The sequence below is a fragment of the Symbiobacterium thermophilum IAM 14863 genome, from assembly GCF_000009905.1.
Classification (GTDB): domain Bacteria; phylum Bacillota; class Sulfobacillia; order Symbiobacteriales; family Symbiobacteriaceae; genus Symbiobacterium; species Symbiobacterium thermophilum.
In genome coordinates, this window is record NC_006177.1 from 251,814 (window position 1) to 267,844 (window position 16,031).

General features: G+C 71.5%; 12 protein-coding genes. 7 read left to right on the plus strand and 5 right to left on the minus strand.

From position 1 onward, the window contains the following. Positions 1-181 precede the first annotated feature (181 nt). From STH_RS01180 to asnB, 3 genes are all read right to left on the minus strand, one after another. Positions 182-1,441, minus strand: coding sequence for an ammonium transporter (locus STH_RS01180; protein WP_011194364.1), 1,260 nt, complete (start codon positions 1,439-1,441; stop codon positions 182-184). Positions 1,442-1,571: 130 nt separating this feature from the next. Beyond that, positions 1,572-6,230 (minus strand): glutamate synthase-related protein, encoded by a 4,659-nt coding sequence (locus STH_RS01185; RefSeq protein ID WP_011194365.1) that lies wholly within the window; start codon positions 6,228-6,230, stop codon positions 1,572-1,574. A 273-nt stretch (positions 6,231-6,503) separates the two neighbouring features. Continuing rightward, complete coding sequence (asnB, locus tag STH_RS01190; RefSeq protein ID WP_011194366.1) at positions 6,504-8,348, minus strand: asparagine synthase (glutamine-hydrolyzing); 1,845 nt, start codon at positions 8,346-8,348, stop codon at positions 6,504-6,506. A 198-nt stretch (positions 8,349-8,546) separates the two neighbouring features. Between asnB and STH_RS01195 the strand changes: the two genes are divergently transcribed. Beyond that, positions 8,547-9,365 (plus strand): Asp23/Gls24 family envelope stress response protein, encoded by an 819-nt coding sequence (locus STH_RS01195; protein WP_011194367.1) that lies wholly within the window; start codon positions 8,547-8,549, stop codon positions 9,363-9,365. 43 nt (positions 9,366-9,408) lie between these two features. On the opposite strand, the gene STH_RS01200 is transcribed toward STH_RS01195, so the two are convergent. Beyond that, the gene (locus tag STH_RS01200; protein ID WP_011194368.1) at positions 9,409-9,735 is read right to left on the minus strand and encodes a hypothetical protein; all 327 of its coding nucleotides are present in this window, start codon (positions 9,733-9,735) and stop codon (positions 9,409-9,411) included. Positions 9,736-9,947: 212 nt separating this feature from the next. Here STH_RS01200 and dapF point away from each other — a divergent pair, with 212 nt between their 5' ends. The 6 genes from dapF (at position 9,948) to rpoN (ending at position 15,500) form a co-directional block, all read left to right on the plus strand. After that, entirely contained in the window at positions 9,948-10,772 is an 825-nt protein-coding gene (gene dapF, locus STH_RS01205; RefSeq protein WP_043712980.1) for a diaminopimelate epimerase, read from the plus strand. Positions 10,773-10,835: 63 nt separating this feature from the next. Then, positions 10,836-11,615, plus strand: coding sequence for a phosphate ABC transporter substrate-binding protein (locus STH_RS01210; RefSeq protein ID WP_011194370.1), 780 nt, complete (start codon positions 10,836-10,838; stop codon positions 11,613-11,615). Positions 11,616-11,670: 55 nt separating this feature from the next. Next, on the plus strand, positions 11,671-12,504 hold the full coding sequence (gene pstC / locus STH_RS01215) for a phosphate ABC transporter permease subunit PstC (protein WP_011194371.1): 834 nt from the start codon (positions 11,671-11,673) through the stop codon (positions 12,502-12,504). Further along, on the plus strand, positions 12,501-13,298 hold the full coding sequence (gene pstA, locus STH_RS01220; RefSeq protein WP_011194372.1) for a phosphate ABC transporter permease PstA: 798 nt from the start codon (positions 12,501-12,503) through the stop codon (positions 13,296-13,298). Before pstC ends, pstA begins: the two co-directional genes overlap by 4 nt. A gap of 8 nt (positions 13,299-13,306) precedes the next feature. After that, complete coding sequence (locus STH_RS01225) at positions 13,307-14,104, plus strand: phosphate ABC transporter ATP-binding protein (RefSeq protein WP_050742348.1); 798 nt, start codon at positions 13,307-13,309, stop codon at positions 14,102-14,104. 37 nt (positions 14,105-14,141) lie between these two features. Further along, entirely contained in the window at positions 14,142-15,500 is a 1,359-nt protein-coding gene (rpoN, locus tag STH_RS01230; RefSeq protein ID WP_011194374.1) for an RNA polymerase factor sigma-54, read from the plus strand. A gap of 94 nt (positions 15,501-15,594) precedes the next feature. Here the strand turns inward: rpoN and STH_RS16725 are convergent, their stop codons facing one another. After that, positions 15,595-16,023: a PH domain-containing protein gene (locus tag STH_RS16725; protein ID WP_011194375.1), complete on the minus strand. Its 429-nt coding sequence runs from the start codon at positions 16,021-16,023 to the stop codon at positions 15,595-15,597. Positions 16,024-16,031: the final 8 nt, after the last annotated feature.

Sequence of the window (16,031 nt, forward strand, 5' to 3'; positions counted from 1 at the left end):
CCATCATCCCACATAGTAGACGATCCGGCTGGGTTTATCCAGCCGGATTTTCTGAACCCAGGCGCGAACCAACGTGCGGCACCGCATCCGGTGCCGCACGTTGGTCTCGGGCAGGCGTCCGTGTCGCCCGCACAGCCCGTGGGGGTCGTTGGTCGTCGCACGCGCCGGTGACGGGGAGCCGTCAGTCGTCGCCCGTGTAGCCGTGCGCCGCAGCCGGCTGGAAGTCGGGGTACGCCCGCGCACCGTGCTCGGTGTCGAGGCCGGAGAGCTCCTCCTCCTGGGAGACCCGGAGCCCTACCGTGGCCTTGATGGTGGCAAAGATCAGCAGGCAGACGGCAAAGGCGTATGCGAAGACCGCCGCCGCGCCCAGGGCCTGAATGGCCAGCAGCTGCGGTCCGCCGCCCACCAGCAGTCCCTGAGTCTCGTGGAAGAGGCCCACCGCCAGGGTGCCCCAGAGGCCGGCGAAGCCGTGCACGGGGATGGCGCCCACGGCGTCGTCGATGCGGAACCGCTCCAGCAGGGCCGTGCCGGGGGCCAACAGCATTCCGGCGACGGCGCCGATGAGAATTGACGCTGCAGGCGAGACAAAGGCGCAGCCGGCGGTGATGCCCACCAGGCCGGCCAGGGCGCCGTTGAGCGCCGCCTCCGCCTCCCAGGTGCGGGTGCGCAGGTAGGCGCTGAGCAGCGCGGCCAGGGCGCCGGCGGCGGCCCCCAGATTGGTGGTCACCGCGATCCGCCCGATGTTGGGGTCGGTGGCGGAGAGTGTGCTGCCCGGGTTGAAGCCGAACCAGCCGAACCAGAGGATGAAGACGCCCAGGGCCGCCAGCACCAGGTTGTGGCCCACGATCTTTCGGGGCCTGCCCTGTTTGTCGTACCGGTCGATCCGGGGGCCCAGGAGGAGGAGGCCCGCCAGCGCGGCCCAGGCGCCCACCGAGTGCACGACCGTGGATCCGGCGAAATCCACGAAACCCAGCTGGGCGAGCCAGCCGCCGCCCCAGATCCAGTGGCCGCCCACCGGGTAGACCAGCAGCGTGATGGCCGCGCTGAAGAGCAGGTAGGCTGAGAACTTGGTGCGCTCCGCCATTGCCCCCGAGACGATGGTTGCCGCGGTCCCCGCGAACGTGGTCTGGAACCAGAGGAAGACGAAGAACGGAATCGCCAGGCCCAGGTGGAGGAAGCGGGATTCGGGGGATCCGAAGCCGCCGAGGCCGACCAGCCCGCCGGCGTCAGCCCCGAACATCAGCCCGAAGCCCACCGCCCAGAATGCGATGGAGGCGACGACGAAGTCCATCAGGTTCTTGAGCACGATGTTCACCGCATTCTTGGAGCGAGTGAACCCGGCCTCCACCATCGCGAACCCGGCCTGCATGAAGAAGACCAACGAGGCGGCCACCATGGTCCACGCCGAATCGATCCCCACGGTCCATCCATCCAGGTTCATCGCTCCAGCCCTCCTTCACGCCTGGCGAACGCCAGGATCTCTTTCTTGGCCGAACCCCTCCGGGTCCGGCGGATATGCTGTCACCCGCACACCGGCGGGTGAAACGGGTCCGTGCGGACGCCGAGGTCTGCTACTCCGTAGTCACGCCGGGATCCACCTGCCGGGTGACCGGCCGGATGGCGATGAAGTGCCGGCCGCAGTCCAGCATGAGGCCCATCACCTCGGCCGCCTCCTCCGGCTGCTGCGCCTCCAGCAGGATGCGGTGGTAGGCCGAGAGAAGCTCGGTCAGGTCCTTCTCGCCCTGTTCCCCGACCGGGGTGAGCTGCACGCGGGCGCCCTTCGCGATCCGCCGCCGGAGCGCCTCCCGGTCCAGCCCCAGCTCCGGCTGGAGCCGTACGTAGACCACGCCGCCGGTCATGCCGGAGCAGATCCACGGCCCGGGGTCGCCGAGCACCACGACGCGTCCCTGCGTCATGTACTCGAAGGCGAACCCCTTCAGGTTGGCCCGGGTCCCGATGGAGCCCAGGTCGTCCCGGAGCGGCTCCCGGATCCGGCCGCCGAGGATCAGGTCGGCCCCGGAGAGGCGGATGCCGCAGCGGGCGTCGGCGTCGCCCTGCACCACGAACAGGCCGCGCTGGGCGCCGTAGGCGAAGGACTTGCCCACCGAACCGTTGACCCACTGCCCCCTCTGGTTCCGGTTCTTGAGAATCACCACCCGCCCGCCCAGCATCCCCTTGCCCACGCCGTCCTGCGCGCCGCCCTGCACCCGGACGGAGAGGACGCCGGTGGAGAACGCAGCCAGGCCGTTCCCCGCGATGGAGCCCTCTCCCAGTTCGATGGTCGCAGCGAAGTCGGGGGGCAGGTCGGGGAGGCGGGCGCCTTCCACCGCCGGGCGCACCCGGGCCCGGGCCACATCTCCGGCCAGGGAGGTGCCGATGATCCGGTCGCCGGCGGTGACGCCGGCCTGCCGGTGGCACACCTGGGGCTCCCCTGCCCGGGCGCGGCCCGCGGCCACCGCCGCGATCTCCCGGGTCAGCTCGCTGCGGGCGTACCGCCGCACGGGCGCCCGCTCGGCGGCCGGGACCGCGGGCGCCTCCCACGGCGCGGGCGCCACCAGCTCGGCCAGGTCGACCCTGCCCAGGCCCCGGGCCTGCCAGAGCAGCTCCGCCCGCCCCACCAGGTCCTGGGTGCGGCGGAACCCCAGCTGGGCCGTGAGCTGCCGCACCTCCTCGCCCACGCAGGTGAAGAGCGTCACCAGCCGCTGCACGGCCTCCTCGTAGTGCCGGGGGACGAAGGACTTCAGCCCCTTCGCGCGGGCCTCCGCCAGGCTTTCGATCTGCGTGGCGATGCCCACGTGGCACGTGTCCAGGTGGCAGCCCCGGCAGACGGTGCAGCCGACGGCCACCATCGCCAGCGTGGCGAACCCCACCCGGTTGGCCCCGAGCAACAGCATCTTGACCACATCGAGGCCCGACCGCATGCCCGAATCGGCCCAGATCTCCACCCGGTCCCGGATCCCCGACGCCACCAGGGCGAGGTGCGCCTCCCGCACCCCGATCTCCACCGGCAGGCCGGCGTGGCGCAGGGCGTGCTGACGGGCCGCGCCGGTGCCGCCATCGTAGCCGCAGAGCGCCACCACGTCGGCGCCGGCCTTGGCGACGCCCACCGCGATGGTACCGATCCCGGGCACCACCGGCATCTTCACCACGATTTTCGCCAGCGGATTGACGGTGCGCAGCTCCTCCACCAGCTGGGCCAGGTCCTCGATCGAGTAGATGTCGTGGTTGTTGGAGGGCGAGATGAGGTCGACCCCCGGGGTGGCATTGCGCGCCCGGGCGACCTTGGCGGAGACCTTGGCCCCGGGCAGGTGGCCGCCCTCGCCGGGCTTGGCGCCCTGGCCGATCTTGATCTCGATGAAGCGGCTGCCGTTCAGCATCTCCGCGTGTACCCCGAACCGGCCGGAGGCCACCTGCTGGCCCCGCCACCGCCAGTACCGGCCGACCATGTCGGAAATCTCGCCGCCCTCGCCGTTCATGCAGACGATGTCCAGCCGCCTGGCCGCCTCCGCGTAGGCCCGGAACGCCGTCTCGCCCTGGGAGCCGAACGACATGCCCGAGATGGTGATCGGGTACCGGTAGCCCTCGACGGTGGTGTCCACCTCGGCCGTCAGGGGGCGCTTGCGGCCGTGGGGACGGAAGTCCAGCAGGTGGCGCAGGCAGACCGGGCTCTCCTGTTCCTGTTTCCGGAGCCGGGCCAGGTAGTCGGCGTACTTGCTGCTGTCAGCCGCCGCCTCCCCCGCGGCCTTCCACAGGCGGGGCCAGAAGCGGGGCGTGCGCGGCAGTCTGCCGCTGCACTGGCCGGCGGCCACCTGGTACCGCTCGTGCGCGTCCGCCTTCAGCCGGGCCAGGGAGAGCCCGCCTTGCTCCGAACCCACGAACCCCTCGGCGGCGAAGTACGCGGCCACCTCCGGCCGGAGCCCGATGTGGCTGAAGCACCGGGCATACCCCCGCAGCTCGTGGATGCCCAGGGTGGAGATGACCTTTTCCATCCCCTTCCGGAGGGCGGCGAGCAGGTTGGCCAGCCCTTCCTCCGGCGCGGGGGCGGCTTGGGCCGCCGCCTCCAGCATGAGGTAGGGGTTGACCGCGTCCGCACCCAGCCCCAGGGCGAGCGCCACGTCGTGGAGGGAGCGGAGGGCGCCGGAGCGCAGCACCAGCGAGCACCGGCGTCGCAGGCGTTGCCGGCCATCCGCCCCGTCTGCCGCGTGGAGCGCCCGGTCCACCGCCGAGAGGGAGAGGTGGGGGTCGATCCAGAGCCGGTCTCCGGCGAAGGCGTCGCCGTCGTCCAGGAGCAGCACCTGGGCGCCGGTCCGCACCGCATCCACCGCCGCCGCAGAAAGCCTGGAGAGCGCCTGCGCCAGCGTCTCGGTGGGCCTGAACCAGACGGCGATGCGCCGCACTGCGCCGGGGGCGCCGGCTTCGAACGCAGCCAGCAGGTCGTCGAGCAGCCAGGTGCCGGCGGTGCGGGCCAGCCTCCGGCCGACCGCCCGGGAAACCAGCGGTTCCCCCCGCTCGCCGCCCAGGAGGACCGGGATGCCCAGTTCCACCCGGGTCGCCGCCAGGCTCCGGGCGTCGTCCTCCCCGCGCATCCGGATGGGCGGGCGCACGCCCAGCACGGTGCGGGTGGAGAAGTGCTCGATCTCCCGCTCCCGGTCCAGCGCCGGGTTGGTGACCACCGCCACCGACTCCTTGAAGTAGTCCGCGAGGTTCTGCCGGGTCTCCGCCAGGCAGGCCAGCGGCCCGTCGTAACCCAGGGAGCCGATGGGCTCGGCGCCCGTCCGCGCCATGGCCGCCACCTGTTCCAGATCCTCGACGCTCCACCCCATGGCGGCCATCAGCCGTTCCCGCTCCACGCCTGCAGCGGCGCGTCCGGGCTCCGTTGCCGTTGGTCCGGTGGCCTCCGGCAAGGGCCCCCGGTCGGTCTCCGCCGGGCCTCCGACGGCGATGAAGCGCCTGTGGTTCACCGGATCGGGGAAGCGCTGCCGCGAAAGCTGCAGCACCCGGTCTTGCAGCTCCGTGTAGGTCAGCAACTCGGGCGAGCGGCCTTGCGGCAGCAGAACGCCCACCCGCTCGCCCGGCGCCAGCGGGTGCGGATCTCGCACCAGGTCGAGGCTGCTGACGATGCCGGGCTCGGAGGAGAAGAGGAGGCTCTCTTCGGTTTCCAGGAGCCAGAACGGCCGCAGCCCCAGCGCATCCACCGAGGCCACCAGGGCGTCGCCGCTCCGGGCGGCGATGGCCGCGGGCCCCTGGGCGAACGGGCCCCAGGCCTGCCGGTAGTACATATACAGGTCCTGCAGCGCCGGGGGCATCTGCTTGATCTCCCCGATGATGGGCGGAAAGAGCATCTCCACGGCCTCGAAGAGCGTGATCCCGTGCAGGTGGATCAGCCCTTCGAGGGTGCGGTTCAGGTCCTGCGAGTCGGAGCCGCCGCGGGGGAGCGGGATGCCCACCAGGGGCGCCTGTTCCCGCAGGGCCCGGATGGTGTTGATCTCGCCGTTGTGGCCCAGCACGGAAAACGGCTGAACCCGTTCGAAGGCGGTGGAGGTGTTGGTGGAGTACCGGTTGTGACCCAGGACCGCCCGGGTCTCGCAGCGGGGGTCCCGGAGGTCGGGGTAGTAGGCGGCCAGGACGGCCGCGTTGCCGCGCACCTTGTACACCGCCGTGTCGGGCGAGAAGGAGCAGATGTGCAGGTCCGTCTCCGCCTCCAGGGCCAGCGTCAGGCCAAAGCAGTCCCGGGCGGCCGCCTGCCGGTCGGCTGTGGGCGCCAGCACCGCCACTTGCCAGAACTCCGGCTCATCCTCCCGGGCCCGCGTCCCCAGGGCCTCCCGGTTGACCGCGCCGCTGCGCTGGGCCAGCAGCCGGAAGCCGTCGGCCGCGAGGCGGCGGCAGACCTGCTCCTTCAGGGAGCCGGACCAGTAGGCCTCGCGCCGGGGGATGAAGATGTGGGCCACGGCGAACTGGGGCGCCTCGGCCAGCCGGGGATCCTGCCCGGCCTCGCGGAGGATGGATGCCCACAGCCTTCGCGGGATGTCGATCTGGACCCCGCATCCATCGCCCTCTCCGTCCACGTCGCCCGATCGGTGGACCATGCGGTCCAGGGCCGCCAGCGCGTCCGCCACGACCGCATGCGTCGGGTGTCCGTCCTTGCGCACGGCCGCCATGAGAGCACAGGCGTCGTGCTCGTTCTCCGCCAGGTACCGCCGAATCTCCCGCTCGCTGCGCACGATCCGCACTGTTCTCTCACCCCTTTGGCCGCCTCCTCACCGGGAGCGCAGACAGGCGCTCCGCCATGTGAAAAATGTGATTTGCAGTATAGGGGTGGCATCCACTTACTGTCAATCCGTGATCCGGCATTCCCCCGATACAAGTTCGGAATTGTATCGAATCGAGAATCCAATCAGTGCACGGATGCTCCCGGCCTGCTGCCGCCCCGGAACACGCGGGGCTGCCCCGGGAGAGTCGATCGCTCCCCCGGGGCAGCCCCGTTCGCTGCGGTCCGCCGTTTCTCAAACGAGCACCACCTTGTAGTGCCGGAGCCAGGCCTCGAGCTGGATGAGCCAGGCGAAGTACTGGGGGCCGCTCATCAGCTGGCCGAACCAGGGCAGGTCCGTGGCCTCGTGGTCCTGCCGCGCCAGGGCCCGCACCCGGTCGGCCCGGACGATCTTGTGCAGCCGGCAGGCGGGGTCGTCCAGCAGGGCCAGGACCCGGTCCCGCACGGCGCGGAAGTATTCCGGGTGGTGGGTCTTCGGGAACGGGCTCTTGCGCCGGGTCCGCACCGCTTCGGGCAGCACCCCCCGCAGCGCTTCCCGGAGGATGCCCTTCTCCCGCCCTCCGTAGGTCTTCAGGCGCCAGGGGATGTTCCACACGTACTCGACCAGGAGGTGGTCGCAGAAGGGGACGCGCGCCTCCAGCCCGACCGCCATGGACATGCGGTCGTTGCGGTCCAGGAGCGTGGCCATAAACCAGGCCAAATTGAGGTAGAAGAGTTCCCGGATGCGGGCCTCCTCCGGCTCCTCCCCCGGCAGCCGGGGCACGCGGGCTACGGTGTTGCTGTACCGCTGGGCCACGTAGTCCTCGGCCCGGATCGGCCCCGTGACGCCGGGCTGCAGCAGGGCCGTGCGGGCCTCCAGCGAGCGGATCCAGGGGAAGGTCCGGCCGGTCTCCGGGCCGGGTCGGTGGAACCACGGGTAACCGCCGAACACCTCGTCCGCGCACTCGCCGGAGAGCACCACGGTGGCCCCCTTCTTGATCTCCCGGCAGAACAGGAAAAGCGCGGCGTCGACGTCGGCCATGCCCGGCAGGTCCCGGATGAGCGCCGCCTTCTCCAGCGCGTCCACCAGCTGCGGTGTATCGATGACGACCTCGTGGTGCACCGTGCCTAGGCTCTCGGCCATCGTTCCCGCGTAGGCGCTGTCGGGGTCGGGCTGGAAGGCGTGGGCGCGGAAGTGCCGGTCGTTTTCCGCGTAGTCGATGGACCAGGTGTGCAGGGGCCCCCGCCCTTGGGCCCGGAAGGCCTCGGCGGCGAAGGCGGTGATCGCGCTGGAGTCGAGCCCGCCGGAGAGCAGGGTGGCCACCGGCACGTCGGCCACCAGCTGCCGGCGAACCGCCTCCCGCAGCAGCTCCCGCACCCGCTCGGCCGTCTCCGCCGGGCCGTCGGTGTGGGGCCTGCTTTCCAACTGCCAGTACGGCTGCGTCCGCACGCCCGCGCGGTCGAAGAGGAGCCAGTGGCCGGGCAGCACCTCCCGGACGCCCCGGAACACGCCGTGGCCCGGGGTGCGGGACGGTCCCAGGTAGAGCACCTCGGCCAGCCCCTCTGCGTCCACCTCCGGCTGCACCAGCGGGTGGGCCAGCAGCGCCTTCAGCTCGGAGCCGAACAGGATCGCGCTTCCCATCGTCTTATAAAAGAGAGGTTTCACGCCAAAGCGGTCGCGGGCCAGGAAGAGCTGTTGCCCGGCCTCGTCCCACACCGCGAACGCGTAGATGCCGTTCAGACGGCGGGTGCACTCCGGCCCCCACTCCATGTACGCGACGAGCAGGACCTCGGTGTCCGACTGCGTCGAGAAAGCATGACCGCGGGCGGTGAGCTCCTCTTTCAGCTCCTGCGTGTTGTAGAGTTGCCCGTTGTACACAAGGACATAGGTTCGGTCACCGCGGCTGCGGACCATGGGCTGGGCGCCGCCGACCAGGTCGACCACCGCCAGACGCCGGTGGCCGAAGGCGCAGTGGCCGGAGCACCAGATGCCCCCGGCGTCCGGCCCCCGATCGGCCAGCGGCGCAATCATCGTTTCCAGTACCGGGCCTTCCCGGGAAAGGTCCCTCTTCCAGTCGGCCCAACCGGCTATGCCACACATCTGCGCTGTTCCCTCCGTCTCACCTGAATACTCCATGGTACTCGCCGGCGACAGGGTGCGTCCCTGGCGCCGCCGGCTGCGGGGAACCGGGACCGAGACGGCTCCGGGGCAAAAGGCGCGGTCTGCACGGCTCGCGGGTGACTAGGCTGGGCGGATCCCGGTCGATTCTGGTAATGTAAGGGTGAGGAGGTGGTCTGGGTGGAGGTGGTCGCGCTGGTCGGGCCGGCGGGCAGCGGCAAGAGCCACCGCGCCCAGATCGTGGCGTATCAGAACCAGTGCGAGCTGATCGTCGACGACGGACTGCTCATCGACAAGGACGGGAAGATCCGCGCGGGCACCAGCGCCAAGCGGGAGGAGAACAAGATGGCGGCCGTGCGGCGGGCCATCTTCCTGGATGAGGGCCACCGGGCGGAGGTCCGCTCCGCGCTCTGGTCGCTGAAGCCCAAGAAGGTGCTGGTCCTGGGCACGTCCGACGAGATGATCGTGCGCATCTGCGACGCGCTGGACCTGCCGCACCCCGACCGTACGATCCGCATCGAGGAGATCGCCACACCCGCGCAGATCCGCCTGGCGCAGCGCAAGCGCCATCACGAGGGCAAGCATGTCATCCCGGCCCCGACGTTCGAGGTGAAGAAAACCTTCTCGGGCTACATGGTGGACCCGCTGCGCTTCTTCTTCAAGCGGGACCATGGGCTGGACCCGGTAACCCTGGAGAAGTCGGTGGTGCGCCCGACGTTCTCCAGCCTCGGTCGGTTCTTCATCGCGGACACGGTGATCGCGGCCATCGCCACCCGGGCGGCGGAGATGGTTCCGGGGGTCGGGCGGGTCGGCCGGGTGGTGGTCGAGAGCCGTCGGGAGGGCGTGCTGGTCGACATGGAGGTGCTCCTGCGGTACGGGTACCACATCTTCGACGTGCTGCGGGAGGCGCAGGAGGCCGTCGCGGCGCAGATCGCCCACATGACCGAACTGAACGTCCTGGAGGTCAACCTGGAGGCCAGGCGGCTGCTGGTGGACTAAAAAAAGAGCCCCCTCGCAGGCGTTTCCGCGCTGCGGGGGCTTCTTACATGGGCGGGGTGTCCTTGCCGACCTTCCGGGGAGGGGCGGGCCAGCTCTGCCGCCCCGGGGAAACGGCTTCGTCCTGCTCGGGAGGCACGGGCCAGACGCGGGCGAGGACGGCCAGCAGGCTGCTCAGGTTCCCCTGGAAGGTGAGGGTTCCCCGGCTTTCCCCGGGCATCCCGCTGATGACGTTCATCTCGAGGGCCACTTCCATGCCGTCGAGGTTCCCCTCGGCCTGGACGTCGCTCTCGAGCAGGTTGATCGGGGTCTCGCACACGCGCATGTTGCGCTTGCGGCAGGCGTTCAGCAGGGCCTCCTTTCCCTCGAGCATCGGCTTCCCTCCTCATCACGGGTCATTTAGACTGTCATTATAACCACGGGACCGGCCGCAAACCAGCCTTGCTGGGGTCGGAATCTCCTGGTACAATGTACGCAACGTGCTGAACCGCGGTCGTGGTTCAGCTTTTTCAGTCTCCGGGCGGCGCGGGGACGGGCGCGACGGCCCATCGCCTGCCCGCTTCCCGCGGGTGGTCTGACGGGGGGATGGCGGTGGTCCGCTTTACCAAGATGGAGGGGGCCGGGAACGACTACATCTACGTCAACAACCTGGTGGAGCAGGTGCCCGAGGAGCGGCTGCCGGCGCTGGCCCGTGCCTTGAGCGACCGGCACTTCGGCGTGGGCGCGGACGGCCTGATCGTCATCCTGCCGCCGGCGGAGCCGGGCTATGACTTCCGGTTCCGCATGTTCAACGCCGACGGGTCCGAGGGCGAGATGTGCGGCAACGGCATGCGCTGCTTCGCCCGGTACTGCTACGAGCGGGGGCTCACCGCCAGGCGGCGCATGCGCGTCCAGACCGCCGCGGGCTGCGTGGTGCCGGAGGTGCTGGTGGATGACGCCGGCTCCTTCGCCGGGGTCCGGGTCGATCTGGGCCCGCCCCGCATCCTGGGCGACCGGCGGATCGCGGCGGAGGGCCGGGAGTACCCGGTGACCGTGGTGGACACCGGCGTGCCCCACATCGTGATCTTCGTCGACGACGTCGACGCGGTGGACCTGGCGAAGGTCGGCCCGCAGCTGGAGCGTCACCCCGACTTTCCGGCGCGGGTCAACGTCAACTTCGCGGAGGCGCAGGGCCCGGCGGAGCTGCGGGCCCGGACGTGGGAGCGGGGCTCCGGTCTCACGCTGGCCTGCGGCACGGGGGCCTCGGCCGTGCTGGTGGCGGCATGCCTCAAGGGCCGCACCGGGAGGGCTGCCCGGGTCCGCATGCCGGGGGGCGACCTGCAGGTGGAGTGGGACGAGGCCACGGGCCACGTGTTCCTCACCGGGCCGGCGGAGTTCGTCTGCGACGGCGTCTTCCTGAGGGAGTTCTGAGTGCAAGCGCGGGGCGCCTGCCGGAAAGGCTAGGGAGAGACTGGCCTGAACGGGAGGCGCCCCATGCGCGTGCGTGTGAAGCCGCTGACACTCGTCGTTGCCCTGGCCGCGGCGCTGCTCGTCGGCTGCGGCCGGCCCAGCGTCGGCCTGCGCATCGCCGGTTCCACCTCGCTGCAGCCCCTGGCCGAGATGCTCGCGGAAGGCTACCGGGCCGCCGGCGGCGCCCGGGTCTCCACCCAGGGGGTCGGCTCCACGGCCGGCCTGCAGGCCCTGCGGAGCGGGGTTGCCGACCTCGCCACCGTCTCCCGCAGGCTTACGCCGGAGGAGATGCGGGAGGGGTTCCAGGCGCACGTCATCGCCTGGGACGTGCTGGCCATCGCCGTCCACCCGTCCAATTCGGTGGACGGGCTGACCCTGGCGGAGCTGCGCCGCCTGTTCGCCGGTGAGATCCGGGACTGGGCCCAGCTGGGCGGCACGGCGGGCCGGGTGCACCTCATCAGCCGGGAGGCGGGATCGGGCTCGCGCCAGGCCTTCCGGGAGCTGGTGGGGCCGATTCACCCCCTCGCCGCGGTGCAGAACACCAACGGCGCCATCCGGCTGGCCGTGCGCAATGATCCGGCCGCGGTGGGGTACCTGAGCCTGGGGGTCGCCCGGGCCGGCGGGGTGAAGCTGCTCCGGATCGACGGGTACCTGCCGGGCGAGCCCGGTTATCCGCTGGTGCGGCCGCTCAGCCTGGTGACGCTGGGCCCCCCGGCCGGGGAGGCCCGGGCCTTCCTGGCGTACGCCCTGAGCCCGGCCGGTCAGAAGCTGGTGGCGGACGAGGGGATGCTGCCGGTCCGATAGCCTGTCTCTCCCGCGGCGGTCCCGCATATCCATCGCTTCAGGAGGAGCTGGGGGGATGGACGTGCGGGACCGTCTTGCGCGCGCGGCGCTCGGCGCCGCGGCGACCGTGGCTTCCGCCGGCGTCATCCTGATCGCGCTCGCGGTGACCGCCGAGGGATGGCGGGCGCTGCCGCACCTGTTCGGGCCGGTCTGGAGCCCGGAGGACGGGCGGTTCGGGGTGCTGCCGCTGCTGGCGGGTTCCGTCCTCGTCACGCTGGGGAGCCTGGCGCTTGCCGTGCCCGTCGGCGTCGGGGTCGGCCTGTTCCTGACTGAGGTCGCGACGCCCCGGCTGGCGGGCGCGGTGCGGCCCGTGCTTCAGGGGATGGCGGCGGTGCCCAGCGTCGTCTTCGGCTTCCTGGGGTTGAACCTGATCGTGCCCTGGGTCAGCCGGGCCTTTGGCGGGTTGGGGCTCAGCCTGCTGGCCGGCTGGCTGGTGCTGGCGCTCATGGTGCTGCCCACGGTCGCCGCGGTGAGCGAGGACGCGCTCCGGGCGGTGGACCCGGCGCTGCGGGAAGGGGCGTACGCGCTGGGGGCCACCCCCGGTCAGGTGGCCTGGCGTGTGCTCCTGCCCGCGGCGAAAGGCGGGATCACGACCGCGGTGATCCTCGCCCTGGGCCGGGCCCTGGGGGAAACGATGGCGGTGCTGATGGTGCTGGGCAACGCCGCCGCCGTGCCCCGGTCCCCCCTGGACCCCGCCCGCACGCTCACCGGCAACATCGCCCTGGAGATGGCCTACGCGACCGGTCGCCACCGGGAGGCGCTGTTCGCCAGCGGTGCGCTGCTCCTCCTCATCAACCTGGCCGTGACCCAGGCAGCCCGGCGGGCCGCAGGCGGGAGGGCTGCGCCGTGAGGCCGCTGCTCAGCGCCCTGGCGCTCGCGGTGACGGGCGTGATGGTGGGGCTGCTGGCCGCGCTCGCCGCCGGGGGAGCCGGGAGCCTCACGCCCGAGTTCTTGTTCACCCTCCCGGCCGCGGCGGGACGGGAGGGCGGCATCCTCCCGGCGATCCTCTCCACGCTGTGGCTGGCCGCGGGCAGCCTCGCGCTGGCGCTGCCGCTGGGGGTCGGTACCGCGCTGTACCTGGCGGAGTACGCGCCCCCAGGCCGATGGGTTGCGGCCATCCGCAGCCTCACCGAGACGCTGGCCGGCGTCCCGTCCATCCTCTTCGGGCTCTTCGGGTTTTCCGTGTTCGTCGTGCGGCTGGGGTGGGGGCCTTCGCTCCTCGCCGGGAGCGCGACGCTGGCCCTCATGCTGCTGCCGACCGTCATCCGCACCAGCGAGGAGGCCGTGGCGGCCGTGCCGCAGGAGCTGAGGGAGGGGGCGGCCGCGCTGGGGGCGACCCGGTGGGATGCCGTCCGCCGGATCGTGCTGCCGCAGGCGGCGCCGGGGATCCTCACCGGCGCGCTGCTGGCCCTGGGGCGGGCGGCCGGGGAGACCGCAGCCGTGCTCCTGACCGCCGGGACGGACCTTGCCCTGCCCAGGTCGCCCCTGGACCCGGGGCGGTCGATGGCGGTCCACCTTTACCTGCTGGCGGGGGAGGGGTTGTCGGACGGCCGGGCCCACGCCACGGCCCTCGCCCTGGTCTGCGGCGTCATGGTGCTGAACGCGCTGGCGCAGTTGCTCATGGGCGGGAGGCGGGACAGGTGAACCAGGCGATGAGGAATGCTTCCGGGGCCAAGCTGGTGACCCGGGGCCTGCGGGTCTACTACGGCGGCCGGGAGGCGCTGCGGGGCGTCAGCCTTGCGGTGCCGGACCGGTCGGTGACGGCGCTGATCGGTCCTTCCGGATGCGGGAAGTCGACGTTTCTCCGGGCGCTGAACCGCATGCACGACCTGCGCCACGGGGTGCGGGTGGAGGGGCGGATCCTGCTGGACGGCCTCCCCGTCGAACGGCTGCCGCCCGAGGAGCTCCGCCGCCGGATCGGGATGGTGTTTCAGCGGCCGAACCCGTTTCCGATGTCGATCTTCCAGAACGTCGCCTTCGGGCCGGCCCTGCTCGGCGTGCGGGGCCCGGAGCTGGAGCGGATCGTCCGTTCGGCCCTGCAGCGGGCGGCGCTGTGGAGCGAGGTGAAGGACCGTCTCCACCAGCACGCCGGCGGGCTGTCGGGCGGGCAGCAGCAGCGGCTCTGCCTGGCCCGCGCCCTGGCCGTGGAGCCGGAGGTGCTGCTGCTGGATGAGCCCTGCTCGGCGCTGGATCCCGCCGCGACCGATGAGGTCGAGCGGCTGATCGCGGAGCTGCGCGGCGCGATGGCGATCGTGCTGGTCACGCACTCGCTGGACCAGGCCCGGCGGCTCGCGGACCGGGTCGCCTTCTTCCAGGACGGCCGCCTGGTCGAGGAGGGACCGGCGGAAGAGGTGCTGCAGCGGCCGCGGCAGCCGGAGACGAGGAGGTTTCTGGAGCGCAGCGATTGGCACGGGATTTGCAGAGGAAACCGGGGCCGCCAGGGAGAATAGCGTACACCAGAGCAGCCTGCTGCTGGGGGTGGCGGCCATGCGTCTCGGCTTTGAGCTTCGGATGCAGCAGACCCAGCGCCTGGTGATGACGCCCGAGTTGCGCCAGGCGATCACCGTCCTGCAGAAGCCGGTTGCAGAGCTGAGCGAGCTGATCGCCGGCGAACTCCTGGAGAATCCCTGCCTGGAGGTGGAGCCCAGGGAGCCGTCTGAGGATGGCGCGCCCTCCGAGGTCGGCCGCCTGCTGGATTTCCTGAACCGCGGGGGATCCCACGGGGCCGGCGCGCCTCCTGAGCGGGAGGAGGACACATCTTTCGAGCCGTTTACGCCCAGGATGCCCACCCTGGCCGAGCACCTGCACAGCCAGCTGGGGCTCCTTCGGCTCGACCGGGCGCAGGAGCGCATCGCCCGCTTCCTCATTGGCTGCATCGACGACCACGGTTACCTGGCGGTATCCCTGGGGGAGGCCGCCGCGCAACTGGGCGCGACCGAAGAGCAGGTGGAGGCGGCACTGAAGGTCATCCAGTCGCTGGACCCGCCGGGGGTCGGCGCCCGGTCGCTGCAGGAGTGCCTGCTGATCCAGTGGGCGACGCTGGACGACCCGAATCCGCTGGTGCCGGAGCTCATCCGCCACCACCTGCAGGATCTGGCCGCAGGACGCATCCCGCGCATCGCCGAGCGGCTCGGAGTGGACTGCGCCGCGGTGCAGGCGGCCGCAGACGCCATCCGCAACCTCGATCCCAAGCCCGGCCGGCGCTTCGGCGGCGGGGACGAGGCCCGGTACGTCGTGCCGGACGTGTTCATCGAGCGGGTCGGCCAGGAGTACGTGGTGATGGTCAACGAGGCGCCGTTGCCCAGGCTGTCGGTGTCCACCCATTACCGCCGGCTGCTCGACGCGGCTGACGGTCACACGCGCCGCTATGTGGAGGAGCGGATCCAGTCGGCCCTGTGGCTCATCCGGTCCATCGAGCAGCGCCGGCTGACGCTGCTCCGGGTGACCGAGGCGATCGTGCGGTTCCAGCGGGAGTTCTTCGACCGCGGCCCCCGCCACCTGCGGCCCCTGACGCTGCGGGAGGTGGCGCAGGCCGTCGGCGTGCACGAGTCGACCGTCAGCCGGGCGACCAGCGGCAAGTGGGCCCAGACGCCCCAGGGCATGTTCGAGTTGAAGTACTTCTTCTCCAGCGGCGTGGAGACGGGCCACGGGGAGGGAGTCGCGGCCGAGGCGGTGAAGCGGATGATCGCGGACCTGATCCGGCAGGAGGATCCGGCCCGGCCGCTGTCCGACCAGGCGCTGGCGGAGGCGCTCGCGGCGCAGGGGCTGCGGATCGCCCGCCGCACCGTCGCCAAGTACCGGGAGGAGATGGGCCTGCCCAACTCCGGCCAGCGTCGGCGTTATTGACATCCTGAGGAACGAAGGAAGGGCTGCGCGCACGCGCAGCCCTGTGCCATACGCGGGCTCCGGCCTGCTGCGGGGCCGGGCGGACGGGCCGCCTTCAGGCCACAATGTCGGCCTGCGGACAGCGCTCGCGCAGCAGGGCCAGGAACTCGGACCGGTTCCGTGGCGAGATCAGGGGTGCCGACCCCTTGTTGGTGCGGACCTCCAGCCGGTCCATGGAGAGCGCCGGGGACGTGAGCGGACTCCGCGTCGGCCGCACCCGCCGGATGGCGGCGAGAGGAATCCGCCAGGTCAGGAACGCCGACCGGATCACCAGCTCGTTTTCCGTGACCGCGTAGCCGGTCCCGAACCAGATCCAGATCAGCAGGCCCTCCAGCGCCGCGGGGGCCGCGCCCGCCAGGATCCAGTCCCACCACCGGGTCGGTTCCCGCAGCAGCAACACCAGCAGGAACGCCACGACGCCGGGGACGACGACCCAGACGATCAGTCCGAACCACAGCGAACGCTCCGAAGGAAAGTACCGCACCCCCTCGC